At 71.6% G+C, this 17747-nt stretch carries 11 protein-coding genes; 5 read left to right on the top strand and 6 right to left on the bottom strand.

Annotation, left to right across the window (positions count from 1 at the left end; genetic code table 11):
* Positions 1-15 precede the first annotated feature (15 nt).
* The 3 genes from FKR81_RS34585 (at position 16) to FKR81_RS34575 (ending at position 5764) form a co-directional block, all read left to right on the top strand.
* A complete protein-coding gene (locus FKR81_RS34585) occupies positions 16-2598 on the top strand; it encodes a type 2 lanthipeptide synthetase LanM family protein (RefSeq protein ID WP_235921981.1) in 2583 nt (860 codons plus the stop codon).
* Between the two features lie 5 nt (positions 2599-2603).
* On the top strand, positions 2604-2798 hold the full coding sequence (locus FKR81_RS34580; RefSeq protein WP_146358451.1) for a hypothetical protein: 195 nt from the start codon (positions 2604-2606) through the stop codon (positions 2796-2798).
* A 65-nt stretch (positions 2799-2863) separates the two neighbouring features.
* On the top strand, positions 2864-5764 hold the full coding sequence (locus tag FKR81_RS34575; protein ID WP_146358450.1) for a LuxR family transcriptional regulator: 2901 nt from the start codon (positions 2864-2866) through the stop codon (positions 5762-5764).
* Between the two features lie 22 nt (positions 5765-5786).
* On the opposite strand, the gene ggt is transcribed toward FKR81_RS34575, so the two are convergent.
* A complete protein-coding gene (ggt, locus tag FKR81_RS34570) occupies positions 5787-7559 on the bottom strand; it encodes a gamma-glutamyltransferase (RefSeq protein WP_146358449.1) in 1773 nt (590 codons plus the stop codon).
* 798 nt (positions 7560-8357) lie between these two features.
* A complete protein-coding gene (locus tag FKR81_RS34565; RefSeq protein WP_146358448.1) occupies positions 8358-10343 on the bottom strand; it encodes a primosomal protein N' in 1986 nt (661 codons plus the stop codon).
* Positions 10344-10435: 92 nt separating this feature from the next.
* Between FKR81_RS34565 and FKR81_RS34560 the strand changes: the two genes are divergently transcribed.
* Positions 10436-11917 carry an alpha/beta hydrolase gene (locus FKR81_RS34560; RefSeq protein ID WP_146358447.1) on the top strand — a complete coding sequence of 494 codons (1482 nt, stop codon included), beginning with the start codon at positions 10436-10438 and terminating at the stop codon, positions 11915-11917.
* Here FKR81_RS34560 and FKR81_RS34555 read toward each other — a convergent pair.
* The 3 genes from FKR81_RS34555 to FKR81_RS34545 form a co-directional block, all read right to left on the bottom strand.
* Positions 11914-13257, bottom strand: a complete 1344-nt coding sequence (locus FKR81_RS34555) for a hypothetical protein (protein ID WP_146358446.1) — start codon at positions 13255-13257, stop codon at positions 11914-11916. The two genes, FKR81_RS34560 and FKR81_RS34555, sit on opposite strands and share 4 nt — an antisense overlap.
* A 30-nt stretch (positions 13258-13287) precedes the next feature.
* A complete protein-coding gene (locus tag FKR81_RS34550; protein WP_146358445.1) occupies positions 13288-15252 on the bottom strand; it encodes a phosphocholine-specific phospholipase C in 1965 nt (654 codons plus the stop codon).
* A gap of 90 nt (positions 15253-15342) precedes the next feature.
* Positions 15343-15942 carry a hypothetical protein gene (locus FKR81_RS34545; protein ID WP_146358444.1) on the bottom strand — a complete coding sequence of 200 codons (600 nt, stop codon included), beginning with the start codon at positions 15940-15942 and terminating at the stop codon, positions 15343-15345.
* Between the two features lie 143 nt (positions 15943-16085).
* Between FKR81_RS34545 and FKR81_RS34540 the strand changes: the two genes are divergently transcribed.
* A complete protein-coding gene (locus FKR81_RS34540) occupies positions 16086-17510 on the top strand; it encodes a toll/interleukin-1 receptor domain-containing protein (protein ID WP_146358443.1) in 1425 nt (474 codons plus the stop codon).
* Positions 17511-17562: 52 nt separating this feature from the next.
* On the opposite strand, the gene FKR81_RS34535 is transcribed toward FKR81_RS34540, so the two are convergent.
* Positions 17563-17747, bottom strand: a 185-nt coding sequence (locus FKR81_RS34535) for a methionine adenosyltransferase domain-containing protein (protein WP_186763349.1), incomplete at its 5' end; no start/stop codon positions are given.

Below are 17747 nucleotides of genomic sequence, written 5' to 3'. Positions count from 1 at the left end.
TGAAAAGTTCCTCTCGTGACCAGAGCAGCAGCCGATGAGACGTGGATGGCGGCCTTCGCGTTCGCGTTGCGCCCGCTGCTCCCCGCGGACGGACTGAGCCACGGCGCGGACACCCAGCTGGCCAGGCGGCTGGTCCGGATGGCCGCGCGCACGCTGGTGCTGGAGCTCAACCTCGCCCGTCGTCAGGGTCTGCTCGAGGGCGCGACGCCGAGCGAGCGGTTCACGTACTTCACCCGGACGCTCGACCTCTCGGGCCTGCTCACCCGCTACCCGGTGCTCGCCCGGCTGCTGTACCAAGCGGTGCGGCAGGCCGTCGAGGCGCACCAGGAGCTGCTGCGGCGGTTCGCCGAGGACCGCGCGGAGATCGTCGCGACGCTGCTGGACGGCGTGGATCCCGGCTCACTCGTCGCCGTCGAGACCGGCAAGGGTGACGCGCACCGGCGCGGCCGCTCGGTCACGACGCTGCGGTTCGCCGACGGCCGCCGGGTCGTCTACCGGCCGCGCCCGATCGACCTGCACGCGCACTTCAACGCCCAGCTCGGCTGGCTGAGCGCGCGGACGTCGATCGCCCTGCGCACGGTGGCCCTGGTGCCGCGCGACGGGTACGGGTGGCTCGAGTTCGCCGAGCAGGCGCCGTGCGCGGACGTCACCGAGGTCGGCGCGTTCTACCACCGGCTGGGCGCGCTGCTGGCGTTGCTCTACGCGGTCGACGGCACGGACATGCACTTCGAGAACCTGATCGCGTGCGGCGATCAGCCGGTGCTGATCGACGTGGAGACGCTGTTCCACCCGACGCTCGTCGTCGGCGACGACCCGGCCGCGCTGGCGCTGGCGAGCTCGGTGCACCGCACCGCGCTGCTGCCGCAGATGATGCTGGGGGACAACGGGATCGCGGACATCTCCGGCCTCGGCGGCGACCGCGGCGCGACGCTGCCGGTCGACGCCGTCGGCTGGGCCGATCCCGGCACCGACCGGATGCGGCTGATCCGCACGCCCGCCTCCGCCGCCGGTGCGAGCAACCGCCCCCGGATCGGCGACCACGAGGCCGAGCCGGCCGAGTACCAGGCCGCGCTGTCGGCCGGGTTCCACGCCGGGTACGACGCGATCGTCGGGCACCGCGAGGAACTGCTCGCGCTGGTGCGGGAGTGCGCGGACGACGAGATCCGGTTCGTCGCCAGGCCGACGCAGCTCTACGCGCGGCTGCTGGACGAGTCGACGCACCCGGACGTGCTGCGCGACCCGCTCGACCGCGACCTCGCGCTGGACCTGCTGTGGGCCGAGTCGCAGGACGACGAGCTGCTGCGGGCGCTGGTGCCGCACGAGATCGGCGACCTCTGGGCCGGCGACGTGCCGCTGGTGTGCTCGCGCCCCGGATCCGCCGACCTGTGGACCGCGTCCGGCGAACGACTCCCGGATCTCCTGCCGTGCAGCGGGCTCGACGCGGTGGAGCGCAAGATCGCCGCGCTGGGCGAGGTCGACCGGCACGACCAGCAGTGGCTGATCAGCGCCGCGCTGGCGAGCAGGCCGAAGCCGGTCGAGCACCGCGGCGGTGAGCCGCTGTCCGGCCAGGTCACCCCGACCGCGCCGGACGCGCAGCGCCTGCTGGCCGCCGCGTGCGGCATCGCGGACCAGATCCTCGCCCGCGCCGCCATCGACGGCGAACGGATGAACTGGGTGGGGCTCGAGCTGGTCGACGACCGGCACTGGGCCGTGCTGCCGATGGGCGCGGGCCTGTCCAACGGCTACACCGGCGTCGCGTTGTTCCTCGCACAGCTCGGCGCGCTGACGGGTGCCGCGAGGTATCTCGACGCCGCGCACCGCACCACGAGCACGATCCCCCGGCTGCTGCAGGCGTTCGCGGCCGAGCCGGAGATGGCCGCGGCGGTCGGCAACGGCGGGTTCCACGGGCTCGGCGGCATCACCTACGCGCTGTCCCGGATGACCACCCTGCTGGGCAGCGACCCGTTGCTCGTCGACGCGGCGCTCGCGCTGATGCCCGACAGCGACGCGTTCGACGTCGTCGACGGCACCGCGGGCGCGCTCGCCGCGATGATCTCCGTGCACGCCGAGACCGGGCTGCCGTCGGCCGAGAAGCTGGTGTGCCGCTACACCGACCAGCTCGCCACGATGCCGGTGTCCGGCACGGGTTTCGCGCGCGGCGCGGCCGGGGTCGACTGGGCGCTGGGGCGTCCCGCCTCCGCTGCCGTGCCGGTGGACGACGTCAGCTGGTGCTCGGGCCTCGCCGGCCTGGTGCTGGCGGGCGCGCCCGGACTGGAACGGCACCTCGTCGAGCGGGAACCGTTGCGGGACATGAGTCTCTGCCACGGCGAGCTGGGCGTGACCGAGGCGCTGGCCGCGCTCGCCGACCGCGGTGACGAGGACGCGCAGGCTGCGGTGACACGCCGCGCGGGCCTGTTGCTCGGCGCGCTGGACGAGTACGGCGCGCGGTGCGGAACGCCGGGCGCCGTAGCGTCACCGGGACTTCTCACCGGCCTCGCCGGTATCGGATACGGACTTCTCCGCCTCGGTTTCGCCGAGCGGGTGCCGTCCGTGCTCCTGCTTTCCGCTCCACACCACAACGAGAACAACGAGGGGTAATTCAGATGAACAACGCCGAGCACCAGGACGCCGAGTTCGACATCGAGTCGGCCGAGCACCCCGCCGGGGAGATGGCGCTGGCTCCGAAGTCCCGTGCCAGCGCGAGAGTCCGCGCACTGGCCGGTCTCACGCTCGCCGCGGGCGCGTTCTACTCCGTCGCGGGCACCTTCACCTTCACCACGGTGTCGATCGAGCAATAGCACGCAACGACTGCCGCTGAGCAGCCGATTCGCCCGTAGTAGTTCGGTGACTAATGTTGCTGCTCATGCAGACCCGCGCGCCGGTCGTCATCGGCCGTGACAAGGAAGTCATTCAGCTCGAGCGGGCTCTGGAGGACGCCAGGCACGGGCACGGGCGGGCGGTCTTCCTCGTGGGCGAGGCCGGGATCGGGAAGTCCCGGCTCGCCCGCCTGGTCGCGGGCCGGGCGTTCGACGAGGGCATGCGGGTGCTGCGGGGCCGCGGCACCACGATCGGGCCGATGGTGCCGTTCCGGCCGATCGCCGAGGCGTTGCTGTCGTTGTTCCGCGGTGGTGAGCCGCCGGACGACGCGGAGCTCGGCCCGTACAAACCGGTGCTGGGCAGGCTGATTCCCGAGTGGAGCGACCACCGCCAGGCAGGTGACTCGCTCGTCGTGCTCGCGGAGGCCGTGCTGCGGCTGCTGTCCGTCGTCGGCCGCAAGAACCCGTGCGTGATGATCCTCGAGGACCTGCACGACGCGGACGCCGAGACGCTCGCCGTCATCGAGTACCTGGTCGACAACCTGGACTACCAGCCGGTGATGGTGCTCGCCACGATCCGGGACGAGCCGGGCAACGCGCTCGAGGTGGTGCGGCTGGCCGCGCGCCGCGACGCCGGACTGCTGCTGTCGCTGAAACCGTTGGACCGCAACCAGGTCAGCCGCATGGCGGCGGCGTGCCTCGAGTCGCAGGACATGCCGGACGAGGTCACCGACCGGCTGTGGCACGACAGCGCGGGCAACCCGTTCGTCGTCGAGGAACTGTTGCACGGCATGGTGTCCGGCGGCCTGCTCGTGCCCGGCGCCGGCGGCTGGCACGTGCTGGGCCAGCTGCGGGTCGAGGTGCCCGAGTCGCTCGTGCGCAGCATCGCGCACCGCACCGACCGCCTCGGTCCGGAAGGCCGTGAGCTGCTGTCGGTCGCCGCCGTGCTGGGCCACCGGTTCTCCCTGTCGGTCGTGCAGCGGGTCACCGGCGCCGACGACCGCAGCCTGCTGAGCCACCTGCACGCGGGCGTGGCCGCCCAGCTCGTCACCCCGGACGAGCCGGCGCCGGACTGGTACGCGTTCCGCCACCCGCTCACCGCGGACGCGTTGCTCACCCAGCTCAACCCCGCCGACCGCGCCTCGCTGTCGCGGCGCACCGCCGACGCGATCGAGGCGCTGCACCCCGGCCTGCCCGGCGACTGGTGCCCGCTGGTCGCGTCGTTGCGGCTCGACGCGGGCGAGACCGCTTCGGGCGGAGCGCTGCTGGCTGAGGCTGGACGGCGTGCGCTCGGCAGCGGCGCGGCCGGGTCCGCGGTCAGCCTGCTCGACCGCGCGAACCGGCTGCTGGCGTCGCAGGTGGACGTCGACGTGCGCGCGGACGTGCTGGAGTCGCTGCTGCCCGCGCTGTCCGAGGCGGGCCAGTTCGAGCGGGCGTTCCAGCTCGCCGACACGCTGACGGAGCTGAGCACCGCGGGCCTGGACCGCTTCCGCCGCGCGGCGCTGCACACCCGGCTCGCGCGCGTCGCGTATCTCGCCGGCCGCTGGACCGACGGCAGCACGCAGATCAGCACCGCGCGCACCCTGCTCGGTCCCGACGCGGGCGAGGAGCACACGGCCGAGGTGGACGTGATCTCCGCGTTCCTCGCGCTGAACACCCCGTCCCCCGACCGGATCGCCTCAGCAGGCGTGCTCGCCCGGCGGGCCGCCGACGCCGCCGATCGCGCCGGACTGCCGGTCGTGTGCTGCGAGGCGTGGCAGCTGCTCGGCGTGATCGCCCGCGAGCAGGACCTCGACGAGGCGAACCGCTGCTTCGACCGCGCCCGCCAGCTCGCCGAGGAGCACAACCTGCCGATCCAGCGGATCTACGCGCTGGTGCGGGTCGCGGGCAACGACTGGCTGCGCAACGGCACCACGACCGGCCTGGAACGCGCACACGAGGAGGCGTTGCGGGTCGGCGCGATCACCGTGGCGTACAACGTGGACGCGATCGTCGCGTTGCAGTCCGTGCTGTGCGGCGACTACGTGCTGGCTGGTCAGCAGATCGACGCCTGTCTCGAGGCGACCAACCGCCTGCAGCTGGGCGGGCTGACCCGGTACCTGCTGATGACCAAGGCGGCGTGGGCGGCGCACCAGGGGAAGCGGCACGAGATGGAGGAGGCGGTCACCGCGTTCCTCGCGGGCGCGCGCGGCGGCCTGCCGGAGCTGCCGCTGTGCTTCGGTCTCGCAAGGGCGTTCTGCGCGCTGCTGGAGGAGAACCGCGACCTCGCGGAGAGCGAGCTGGCCAAGGCGCTGTCGTACGAGGCGGAGAACCCCACGACGTTCCACCTGTCCGGGCGGCACGGCTTGCACCTGCTGCTGAGCGTGCTCGCCGGGCGGGCCGGTTGGCCGCACCACGAGGAGATCGTCGCCTCCTCGCCGAGCGGGATGCGCTGGAACCGGCACTTCGCCCTGCTGGCGCACGCCGTGCTGCTGGGCCGCGACGGCAGGCTCACCGAGGCCGACGCGGCGGTCGCGGCGGCCCAGGAGGTCGCGTCCTCGTACCCGATGGCCCGGTACCTCGGCCTGCGGCTGATCGCGTCCGCCGCCCACTCCGACGGCTGGGGCTCGCCGGTGGCGTGGCTGCGCGCCGCCGAGGAGCACTTCCACCAGGCCCAGGTGGGCGCGGTCGCGAGCGCTTGCCGCGGCCTGCTGCGCCAGGTCGGCGTGCCCGTGCAGCAACGGCGTTCGGGCACCGAGCAGGTGCCCGCCCCGCTGCGCGCCTCCGGTGTCACCGCACGCGAGTACGAGGTGTTCGTGCTGCTGGCCGAGCGGATGGGCAACAAGGCCATCGCGACCCGGTTGCACATCTCGCCGCGGACGGTGGAGAAGCACGTGGCGAGCTTGATCGCGAAGACCGGCACGCCCGATCGCGAGGCGCTCAGCACGTACGCCGCGAGCCCGCTCTGACACGGGCTCGCGGGCGAGGTGTTCAGCCGGGGTGGACCACTCGGGCCGCACCTCCGCCGCGGCGCGCGGGTTCGGCTGCCGCGCGCCACTGGCCGCGGCCGGCCGGTTCGATGGCGGTGACCGCACCGATGTCGGCGTTCGTGCTGAAGCGGTGACCGATCGCCCTGAGCGCGTCCGCCGCCGGTGAGGCGATGAAGGCGGCCTCGGCCGGGGTGGTGGCGCTGTTGCGCTGGGAGGCGCGCGGGCTCGCGATGGCGTCGACCAGGCGAGCCTTGCGGTCCAGGCGACTGGTCAGCACCTGGGTGACGGTCGTGATGATGGTGGCGCCACCCGGCGAGCCGACGGCCAGCACCACGCGCCCGTGGTCGTCGAGGACGATCGTGGGCGACATCGAGGACCGGGGCCGCTTCGACGGACCCGGCAGGTTCGGGTCGGGGACGCCGGGCGTGATCGGGACGAAGTTGAAGTCGGTCAACTCGTTGTTCAGCAGGAAGCCGCGACCGGGCACGACCATGCCGCTGCCACCTTCGGCCTCGATGGTCAGCGTGTAGGCGACCACGTTGCCCCAGCGGTCGGCGACCGTCAGGTGGGTGGTGCGCTCGGCGTCCTGCGGCGTCGGCGCGGCGACACCCTCGCTGACGCACGGGGCGGGGTTGCGCGGATCGCCGGGAGCCGCGGGCGCCGGGAGCACCGCGTTCGGCTTGATCAGGCACGAGCGCGAGTCGGCGAAGCGCTGCGACAGCAACTGTCGGGTCGGCGCGTCGTAGAACGACGGGTCACCGACCCAGCGGTTGCGGTCGGCGAACGACAGCTTCGTCGCCTCGATGAAGCGGTGCAGGTACTCGGGCTCGGAGAGCTTCGCCAGGTCGTAGCTCTCCAGGATGTTCAGCGCCTCCCCCACGGTCGTACCACCGGACGACGGCGGCGCCATGCCGTACACGTCCAACCCGCGGTAGGTCGTGAACGTGGGCGCCCGGAACGGCGCCGTGTACTTCGCGAGGTCCGAGACAGTCAGCTTGCCTGCGCGGACGTTGCGCGTGGAGCCGGGCGTGACGGGCGGCTGCTGCACGGTGCGCACCAGGTCACGACCGACCGCGCCGCCGTACAACGAGCCGAGGTCACGCCCCAGCTCGCGGTAGGTGTTCGCCAGGTCCGGGTTGCGGAACGTGCTGCCCACGGCCGGCGGCACACCGTTCGGCAGGTACAGCGCACTGGTAGACGTGAAGTCCGCGAACCGGGCCGCATTGCTACTGACCTGCGCGTTGAACGTCGAGTCCACCACGAACCCCCGCCGCGCCAGCTCCTCGGCCGGCCGCAACGCGTCCCGCAGCGAGTAAGTCCCCCAGCGCCGCAACGCCTGCTGCCACGTGCGCGGCGTACCGGGCACGCCGACGGACAGCCCACTGGTCATCGCCTGGTCGAACGGCAACGGCACCCCGTTCTCCACGAACAACTTGTCGGTGGCCGACGCGGGCGCTGTCTCCCGTCCGTCGATTGTGGACACGCGTCTCGACTTGGCGTCGTAGTGCACGAAGAACCCGCCACCACCGATCCCAGCCGAGAACGGGTCGGTAACGCCCAGCGCGGCAGCCGTGGCCACCGCCGCGTCAACCGCGTTGCCACCACGCCGCAACACGTCGATCCCGATCTGCGAGGCGTCCGGGTCGACACTCGACACCGCGCCTCCCCAGCCCACCGCCTCCGGTACCCGCGGTGGAGCAGCGGGCGCGGCTCCAGCGGGAGGCGCGACCAGCAGGACGGACACGACAGCGGCAACAGTTCGCAGCAGCAGCATGGTCCCCCTTGTACCGCGAAATGGGCGCATCACAACACCTCCAGGGGACCCAACTTGCTGCGCACTCCTGCCTCAAGCGCGGCCCGCGCCCGCTTAGGTGAGCAGGCCTCAGGTGCCACTGCGGCTGCGCCAGGCCTACGGGCGTGTCTACGGAAGGCGGGCATGACGGCAAGCGGGTCGGCGCACCTACGGAAGGCGAGCACAACGGCAAGCGGGTCTGTGCGATTGCGGAAGGCGAGCACAACGGCAAGCGGGTCTGTGCGACTGCGGAAGGCGAGCACGACGGCAGGTGGGTCGGTGTGATCAGGCAAGGAGTGTGCGTGTCCGCAGTGTGCGGGGTGGTGGGCACCTGGCGATTGGGCCTTGACTTGGGGTGCGGCGTGGTACCCCTATCGGGCCGGCAGGTGCTCTTCCTGCCGGCGGAGCCGGCCCCACCACGCCGCCCAGCGGGATCAAACACAGGGCCCATGAGGTCTCAAGTCAAGGCCCAATCGCTGCGCCGAAGGCGCGACCCAACCCACGACACCGAAACACCACAGCCGCAGCAACCATCAGAACCCAGCCCACACGAAACCGGCAGCCAGGCAAAGAACCCAGCCCCAAGAAAGTCCGGCAGAGACCAAGCCCCAACGGGCAATACGCAAAGAACCCAGCCCCAAGAAAAACCGGCAGAAGCCATGCCCCAACGGGCAGTACGCAAAGAACCCAGCCCCGACGGAACCGGCAGCCAAGGCGAACCCCAACGACCAGCAGGCATGGAGCCCAGCCCCAACAGGCGCCTCACCCAGCACACGCCCGCTACAAAACCTCAAGCGGATCCAACTTGATCCGCACCAACTCCTGCTCCTTGCGCGCCGTCCGCACAGCCTGAGCCTCAGCCAGAACAGCAGCCAACGCCCGCCCCTCGGCCCGAGCCACGCGCACCAACGCGCGCTCCTTCTGCTCATCCTCCCCCAACGGCACCGGCCCGAGAATCTCCCCGGTCGGCGGTAGGCGCAGCTCGTCGAGCAGGGCGTTCAGCGCGTCCGGGGCGCCGTCGATGGTCGCCATGCGCACTGCGGGCGGGAAGCCGAGTTCGGTGCGGGCGGCGAGTTCGGTGCTCGCGTGCCACACCGGGTCCCAGCGGACCAGTGCCTGCACCGGGGCCAGTGACGAGTCCGCGATCACGACGACTCGGCCGTTGCCCGGACGCACCAGTGCGGCGGCGGTCATCCAGCGGCGCAGGGTCTCCTCGGCCGCGCGCAGGTCGGCGCGGCCGAGCAGCGCCCAGCCGTCCAGCAGGAGCACGGCGCCGTAGCCCTCGAGGGCGACCGGCTCGGCGCCGGGCGTCGCCACCACCAAGGCCGGCTTCGACGGCACCGACGTCAGCACCTCGTCCGCGCCGGACGTGCGCACCGGGAAACCGGGGAACGCGCGGCCGAGCTCCTCCGCCGTGCGGCGGGCACCGATGATCTGGCCGCGCAGGCGGCGTGAACCGCAGGCCTGGCAACGGAAACCGGCCTCGGACACCCCGCACCACCGGCAGTGCGCCGGCTTCGGCGCACCGTCCTCGACCCCGCCGGGCAACGCGAGCGGGCCCGCGCAGCGGCGGCAGCGTGCGGGCGCGCGGCACTGGCCGCAGGCCAGCGCGGGCACGTAGCCGCGGCGCGGCACCTGGATCAGCACCGGCGAGTCCTGCAGGGCGGCGCGCGCGGCCTCGAAGGCGATCGACGGCAGGCGGGCGGACCGCGCGGCCGGGTCCTTCACCTCCTGCCAGTCGTTGTCGCCGACCGACACCACGCGTGGCGCGACCGAGCGCAGCACCTCGCGCGACGCGACGATCTCGTGCGCCCAGCCGGACTCGACGAGCAGCTGGGCCTCCGCGGTGCGCGCGAAGCCGCCGACCAGCAGGGCCGCGCCGGACGAGTGCGCGCGCAGCGCCAGCACGTCTCGCACGTTCGGGTACGGCGAGCGCTGCTCGGTGTGCAGGTCGTCGCCGTCGTCCCACACCACCAGCAGGCCGGGGTCGTGCACCGGCGCGAACGCCGTCGCGCGCGTGCCGATCACCACGCGCGACACGCCGCGCCGCACCGCGAGCCACCGCTTGTACCGCTCCGACGGACCAAGATCAGCCGAAAGCGTGACGACACCGTCGATCAGGGCCGCGCACGCCGCACCGAGCCGCGCGAGGTCTCGGTGATCGGGCACGACGATCACGACGCCCTTGCCCGTCGACGCGACCACGGCGGCCACCTCGGCGAGCCGCGCGGGCCAGTCCTCGGCGGGCAACGCCTGCCACACGGCGTGCGCGGGCCGCCCCGTCCGCAACGCCTCCAGATACGACGCGCCACGCGGATAGCGCGACCACCCGGACGAGTCGGGCACCGAGGGCGCGACCCATTCGCCGTCCATGGCCGCCGACTCCGCGCGCGCGTGCCGGGGCGGGACCGCGAGCCGCAGCACGTCGATCATGCTGCCCGCGTACCGGTCGGCCACCGCCCGCGCCACCGAGGCGATCTCCGGCGAAAGCACCGGTTCGGGTGACACGACCTTCTCGATGTACGCCAGCTTCTTGCCGTAGTCCGACGTCTCGGCGCGCTCCAGCAGGAACCCGTCCACCAGCTGCCCGGCGAACCGCACGCGCACCCGCGCACCCGGCACGGCGGTGGAGTCCAGTTCGGACGGAACCTGGTAGTCGAACGGCCGGTCGAGGTGCGCCAGCGGCACGTCCACCACGATCCTGGCGACCGGCAGCACGGCGGCGGGGACCCGTTCCCCGCGCCGACTCGTCGCCTTGTTCGCCATGCGAGTTGGTCTACCAGACGGCACCGACAGTTCCGGGAACAGGGCAACCGATCAGGTGGCAGGATCGTGTAAAGGACAAACATGGGGGTTACATGAATCGGAAATTCCTGACCGCTGTGCTGACCGGGGCCATCCTCGCCAGCATCAGCACGGTCGCGCGTGCCGACGAAGCCACCGCCCTGACCTGGGCGGACTGTCAGGACGGCTTCGAGTGCGCGACCGCCAAGGTCCCGCTCGACTACGACCAGCCGGCCGGCACCAAGATCGACCTCGCGGTGATCAAGCTGCGCGCCACGAACCCGAGCAAGCGGATCGGGTCGCTGTTCGTGAACTTCGGCGGCCCCGGCTCGTCCGGCGTCGACCGGCTGCGCCAGCGCGCGAGCTGGACGTGGCTCTTCTCACCCGAACTGCGCGAGCGCTTCGACCTCGTGTCGTGGGACCCGCGCGGCATCGGCCGCAGCGCACCTGTCAACTGCTTCGACACCGAGGAGGAGCAGCAGACCTTCCTCAACTCGATCCCCGAGTTCCCGGCCACCGCGCAGGACGAGCCAGCCTTCTACGCCAAGTACAAGGAGTTCGCCCAGCGGTGCAAGGACGAGGCGGGCACCCTGCTCGACCACACGTCCACCGCGAACACCGCGCGTGACCTGGACCAGCTGCGCAAGGCGGTCGGCGACCAGAAGCTGACCTACCACGGCATCTCCTACGGCACGCACCTCGGCGCGATCTACGCCAACCTGTTCCCGAACAAGGTTCGGGCGATGGCGTTCGACGGCGCGCTCGACTTCATCGGCAACGCGACCGGCCACGGCGACCAGGGCACAACGGTGCCGCTCGACACCCGCCAGGACGTGCCGCGGGGCATCGCGGAGACGTTCGACCAGTTCCTCACCCAGTGCGCCGAGCCCGGCGCGCACTGCGCGTTCGCGGGTGGCGACCTGAAGGTGAAGTGGCGCAACCTCGTCGCCAAGGCGAAGGCGGGCCCGATCACCATCCCCGAGGGCACGTTCGACTACGTGGCGCTGATCGGCACGGCCAACGGCGCGCTCTCCCAGCCGGAGACCTGGCAGGAGACCGCGAAGACGCTGCAGGCACTGCACGAGGCGCCCGCCACGCCGCGCACGGCGGGCTACATCGCCAACCGCACCGAGGCGTTCAACGCGATCCAGTGCGCGGACAGCAACTTCCCGCTCGACACCGGGGTGTACTCGAAGTACGGCAAGAGCGAGGACGAGCGCGTTCCCGACTTCGGTCGCCTCGCGGTGTTCGACATGATGGGCTGCGCGTTCTGGCAGGGCCGTGACACCGACCGCTACACCGGTCCGTGGAACCGCGTCACGTCCGCGCCGATCCTGTTCATCAACAGCCGCTTCGATCCCTCAACCCCGTTGCACGGGGCCAAGGACGGCGCGGCCGAGCTGGCCAGGACGGGCTTCCTGACCGTCGAGGGCTCCGGCCACTCGACGATGTTCGTGCACAGCGCGTGCGCGGAGAAGGCCAAGCGCGACTACCTGTTCACGGGCGTCCTGCCCCGGCAGAAGACGTGCGGCATCGACAAGAAGCCCTTCGCCTAAGCGTTCTTGCGCACCAGCCCGGTGAAGCCCGCGACGAACAACGTCGCGAACGCCCACGCCAGCAGCTGGAGCACCCAGGTCGTCACGACCACGAACTGACCCAGTCCCGTGGTCGTGGCGACCTGGCAGCGTTGTGCTGGATCGGGCTTCACCAGCGGTGTGGCGGAGCTCAGCGCGTGCCCGATCTGCTCGACCGTCGAACAGCGCACCGCGCCACCCGGCCCGGCCACCCCGACCATCAGCCCCACGGACAGCGCCAGCACCGCCAGCAGCCACAGCAGTGCTGTCGCGGGCCGGTAGCCGAACCCGACGGTCGCGCCGCTGACCCGGTGCCACAGCCTGCCGGACCGGCTCAGCCGACCCCGGCGCAGCAGATCCCGTTGCTGGGCAACGCGAATCCGCCGGACGTCGCGCTCGTGCCCCGCGGCCTGGTGCGCCGCGGCGAGCTGGAGGTACGGCTGGCTGGCGTACCGCGGGGTCTTCTCGGCGAGCAGCTCCAGCCACTCGTCGAGACCCGACTCGCGCGGCAGCCCGCTGTAGGTGAGGCCGTCCAGGTCGACCAGCCCCTCAGCGAAGTCGGCGGGCACGAACACCTCCATGCCGACCCGCACGTGCTTGACGTCCAGCGCGGTCAGCCCCGTCGCGCGCCCGCCCAGCACGAGCTGGCCGCCGATCCGGGAGCCGCGGATGCGCACGGCGATGTAGTTCTCCGACCGCGCGCGGAAACCGTTGTGGAAGAACACGTTGTCCTCGACGTGCATGTCGACGCCGAGGAACGCCGCGCCATCGGCCGTCAGCACGGCACCGTCGCAGCGGAGGTTTCCGCCGAGCCGCGCGCCGTCGAACCGCACCGTCCCGACGGCGTGCACCCCGGCGAGGTAGACCTGGCTGCCGGTCCGCAGCTTGTGGGCGTTCAGCGAGAACTCGGTGTCGCTGAGCAGCTGCGCGCCGGACATGCTGAGGTGGCTGCCGATGCACGCCTCGCCCAGGTCGACGGCCCAGTCGTCCGCGCCACCGTTGAGCTGGGCGTTCGTCAGGTACAGGTAGTGGTCGACCTTGAGCCACGGCGCGCTCACCGCGGGCGCGACGAGCCCGGTGAGGTCGAGCGCGGACAGGTGCGCGCGGTCCAGCAGCAACGGTGCCTCGGCGACGCAGTCCCGCAGCGCCAGCGGCCGTTTGGTGTCCACGTCGCACAGGTCGAGCTGACCGTCGATCCGCGCGTTGCGCACCCGCACCCCGCGCGGGTCGAGCTGGTCCGAGTCCACCAGCAGGTCGCGTATCAGCGACGCCGACACGACGTCACCCTCGAAGTCGACCCACTCGCCGCTCGCCAGCTCCACCCGCCCAACTTAGCCGGAGAGTGAAGCCGGTTAACCCGAGATCGACTCCTTGCCGTCCTCGATGTGCCCGGACAACCGGCGCCGGAACCCCGGTTCCTCGGCGACCGTGACGGTCAGGTCGTACCAGCCGGAGTTCATGGCGGTGAGCCGCGGCAGGACCAGCCGGCGTCCGGCCTTCACCGCGTAACGCTTGCGCCCGATCAGGAACGTCAGCGTCCGGTCACCCGTGTTCGACAAGGTCAGCGTCAGCACCCGGCTGTACCCGCGCACGGACGACGACACCTGCGCCTCACCACCGACGGCACCGGCGAACTCGCGCCGGAAACCGTTGGGGCCCAGCAAAAGCAGGTCGTAAGCACCGGCGACCGGCACCCTGTGCTCCACCGAACGGCCCACGTCGAAGTGCACCGGATCGGCGAACTCCTTGGCGTACGGGTACAACGCGAAGTGCGCGGACTCCTTGCCGGTGTTGGACAGTTCCAGCTGCACCGCACCAGCGCCGACCACCGCCTGGGCGTCAGGCTGGTAGGGCAACGGCCGCGCCCGGCGCCGTCCGGCCTCCTGCTCGGGCATCGCCTGCGACGCGGGCGGCGCCGGCCGCCACCGGGGCGAGGCGGGTGGGACGGGCGCGGGCTCGCCGACGTCCGGCCACGTGCGGCGCCGGTCGAAGTCGAACGCGGAGGTCAGGTCACCGCACACGGTCCGGCGCCAGGTGCTGATGTTCGGCTCGCGGACGTCCAGCCAGCGCTCCAGGAACCGCGTCATCGACGTGTGGTCGAACACCTGCGAGCACACGTACCCGCCGACGGTCCACGGCGACACCACCGTCATCGGCACCCGCGTGCCCAGCCCGAGCGGCCGGTCCCCCACGTACTCGTCGGTGACGCCCGCACCGGGACGCGGTGGCGGCACGTGGTCGAAGAACCCGTCGTTCTCGTCGTAGGTGATGAACAACGCCGTCGACTCCCACACCTCCGGCGAGGACGCGAGCGCGTCCAGCACCTGGTAGGTGATCGACGCGCTGGCCGCGGGCGACGACGCGCCGGGGTGCTCGGAGTCCACAGAGGACGGTACGAGGTAGGAGACCGCGGGCAGCCTGCCGGTGCGCACGTCGTCGCGGAACGCCTGGCCGAGCGTCTTCGGCGCCACGCGGTGCAAACCCCGGTCGTACAAGCGCTTCTCGGCCGGCGTCAGCTTGCTGAGGTCGATCTTGGCGATCAGCGCGGGGTCACCCGTGCCGTAGAGCTTGTCCAGCGACCTGAACCCCGGCGGCAGCACCTTGCGCGCGATCTCCTTGAACCGCACGTAGAACTCGAGGTTGTTGTCCTGGAAGTTGTCCCACTCCTGGTACACCCGCCACGGCACACCGGCCTGCTCCAGCCGTTCCGGGTAGGTCGTCCAGGTGTAGCCGGCGTGGCGGTCCTCGTCGTAGGCCGCGTTGCCGGTGGCCCTGCTGCCGTTCGGCTCGAACCCGGTGTACGCGCTGACCCAGTAGTTCCGGTTCGGGGACGTCGAGGACGGCACCGAGCAGTGGTAGGCGTCGCAGATCGTGAACGTGTCGGCGAGCTCGTAGTGGAACGGGATGTCGCGCCGGTCGTAGAACGTCATCGTCGCGGCCGACTTCGCCGGGACCCAGTTGTCGTTCCAGCCGTTGCGCAGCGCGCTGTGGCCGCCGTTCCAGCTGTGGTCGAGGTCCCCGATGTACTGGACGTCCCGTCCGGACGCGGCCTCCCTGACCGGGAACGGCAGCACGCCGGACTGCTCGAACACGCCGGGCAGCGCGTTGCGGTCACCGAAGCCCCGCACGCCGCGCAGCGAACCGTAGTAGTGGTCGAACGACCGGTTCTCCTGCATCAGCAGCACGACGTGCTTGATCGCTCTCAACCCGCCGGGCCTCGGTGTGCGCGCGAGGGCCGCGTACACCGAGGGAGGGAGCAGCGAACCCGCCGCGGTGGCGACGGCAGCGGCCATGAAGCCGCGACGAGTCAGGGACATGCCTGCAGTTTGTAGTTCCCGGATGTGACGCGAAACCGACGGGAGTATGAACGATCCCGGTCTCGATCAGACCGGGATCGTTCGCCCTGCTCACCAGCTCCGCCCCAGGTGGACCCAGGCGACCTCGCTGAAGCGCTTCGCCGGGATCTCGACGACCACCTCGCGGAACGAGCCGGCCGAGAGCCCGCGATGCCCGTGGGCGATCACATCGCGGTACAGGGTGTCGCCGACGATGAGCGCGAAGTCCGCGTCCGGGTGCTCGGCCAGCGCGCTGCGCGCCGCCGGGGAGTCCAGCAGCCGGTGCACCGCGATCGCGGACGTGCCGACCCACCCGCACACGCCGGGAGCGAGCAGCCCCCGGTGCATCGCCACCCTCAGCCGGAGCCGGGCGTGGTCGCTCAGGTCGGCGTTGACCTCCCGCAGGGCGATGGTCAGCTCCGCCACGAAGCGCGGGATGACCTCGGTCTCGTCGATGCCGGGCGGCAGCACCGCGAACTCGCCGTCGCCCGACGCCTGCAGGTCGACCTCCGACTCGGCCAGCCCCGCGTTGACGCGTGCCTTCCTCAGCGCGGAGGTGAACCGCTCCTGCGCACGAGACGCCTGGAGATCGGTGAACCGGCTGTAGCGCTCGACATCCGCGGCCGTGCACAGGCGCACCGCGGGCCGCTGAACTTCCGTGGAGACGTGCACGGCAACTCCGTTCGTCGTCGGGTCTCCACCAAGCGTGTGGCCAGCTCAGAGCGCGTTATCGCTAGTTGACGCAACACCTCGAAGTTGACGGAACTCACCACCCCGCAGGCGTAAGATCCGCGCGGAAGTTGACGTTCCTCGACGTGTCGGACGGTGAGATGCGCGGTGTTGACCTGCCGGGTCCAGAGGTGCTGCCACCCGGTTCGTTGCGGGACCTGACCGAGGCACTCCACCAGCTCTACCGCGCCGCGGGAGCGCGCAGCCTGCAGCAGATCTCGGACCGGGTGAACGACGACGACCGGTTCGACGGCACGGTGAGCCACCAGAAGGTCGCACAGATGCTGCGCGGCGTCGGCCTGCCGAAGTGGACCACCTTGGCACCGGTGGTCGAGGTGCTGGCCGAGTGGAGCACACCGCCTCGCGACCCGGCGGTCGAGGTCGCGAAGCTCAAGCGGCTGTGGGACAAGGCGGACGGCGGAGAAGCCTCCGACGAGCCGGTCGCGGCGGTCCCGGCCGGCAGGCTGCGGTCGGCGTTCGTGCTCGGCGGCGTGACCGGTGAGACGACGTACCCGTCGCTCGAGGAAGCGGAGCTGCAGCAGTTCAGCAGGCGACTCGGCGCCGCCGTGGCCAGGGCCGGGGTGGACCTGGTCGTGTGCAGCCCGTTCCCCGACACCGCGGACTTCCACGCGCTCATGGGATATCTCGAGTCCGGCGCGGGCGGGACGGTGCACATGCACCGGCCCGTCCACCCCGCCGTGGACGCCCAGTCCGACCAGCTCCGCGAGCTGCTCGGGCCGACCGCGGCCGCGCGGATCAGGAACTGGTACTACCCCGGTCCGGAGACCGACGACCGGGAGTCGTTCGGACAGGCCTGGGTGCTGTGCCAGCTGATGGCGTTGCAACACGCCGACGCGGTGCTGGCGGTGGGCGGGAAACCCGACAAGACGGCCAGCACGATCCTGCACCTCGCGGAAGCGCGACAGCTGCCGATCGTGCCGTTCGCCTTCCTCGGCGGTGCGGCGGAACGCGCGTTCCGCAGGCGGGACTGGCAGGGCGTCCACCCGTGGCTGGACACCAGCAGGCTCACCGACAAGAACGCGGTGGACGACGCGATGATCATCGCGAACGAGATGGTGACCGCACGGGTGCGCCGGATCGACGGACCACAGGGCCGCCCCGGAGTGGCCTTCGTCAGCCGGGCCGCGGTGGACGCCGATTTCACGCGACCGATGGATCGCCACCTGTCCGCCGCGGGCATCCAGGTCCTGTACGGCGACCAGGAGATCTCGTCGGCGCGCATGGTGGAGGCGGCGATCGAGGACGCGGTGCTCAGGTCGGACCTGTTCATCGCGCTGTGGAGCCGGTCGTACGCGGCCAGCCGCTTCTGCTACGACGAGCTGGACCTCGCCCTGCAGCGCCACCGCGCGGGCCGAACGAGGCTGTGGATCATCAACCTCGACGGTTCGGACATCGTGCCGCCGGACGCGCGCGAGCTCCCTCAGGTCACCGCGCGAACACCGCGGGAGGTCGCGGCCGTGGTGCGAGACCTGCTGGCGCACACCGGCTGACACCGAAAAGGGCCCACCCGTGAACGGGCGGGCCCCTCGGCGAAGGAACTTCTCAGGCGCCCGCGGCGGCCTTCAGCGCCTCGGCGCGGTCCGTCGACTCCCACGGCAGCGCGACGTCGGTGCGGCCGAAGTGGCCGTACGCGGCGGTCGGCGCGTAGATCGGACGCAACAGGTCGAGGTCGCGGATGATCGCAGCCGGACGCAGATCGAACACCTCGGTGATCGCCTGCTGGATCT

Origin of the sequence: Lentzea tibetensis, from assembly GCF_007845675.1 — a bacterium.
Taxonomy (GTDB): Bacteria; Actinomycetota; Actinomycetes; order Mycobacteriales; family Pseudonocardiaceae; genus Lentzea; species Lentzea tibetensis.
Note: the sequence above shows the minus strand (reverse complement) of the source record. Positions and strands in the feature narration are given on the sequence as shown.

Coding starts and splice junctions, on each gene's coding strand:
- FKR81_RS34580 (WP_146358451.1), top strand. CDS start 2,604: ATGAACAACGCCGAGCACCAGGACGCCGAGTTCGACATCGAGTCGGCC.
- FKR81_RS34575 (WP_146358450.1), top strand. CDS start 2,864: ATGCAGACCCGCGCGCCGGTCGTCATCGGCCGTGACAAGGAAGTCATT.
- ggt (WP_146358449.1), bottom strand. CDS start 7,559: ATGCTGCTGCTGCGAACTGTTGCCGCTGTCGTGTCCGTCCTGCTGGTC.
- FKR81_RS34565 (WP_146358448.1), bottom strand. CDS start 10,343: ATGGCGAACAAGGCGACGAGTCGGCGCGGGGAACGGGTCCCCGCCGCC.
- FKR81_RS34560 (WP_146358447.1), top strand. CDS start 10,436: ATGAATCGGAAATTCCTGACCGCTGTGCTGACCGGGGCCATCCTCGCC.
- FKR81_RS34550 (WP_146358445.1), bottom strand. CDS start 15,252: ATGTCCCTGACTCGTCGCGGCTTCATGGCCGCTGCCGTCGCCACCGCG.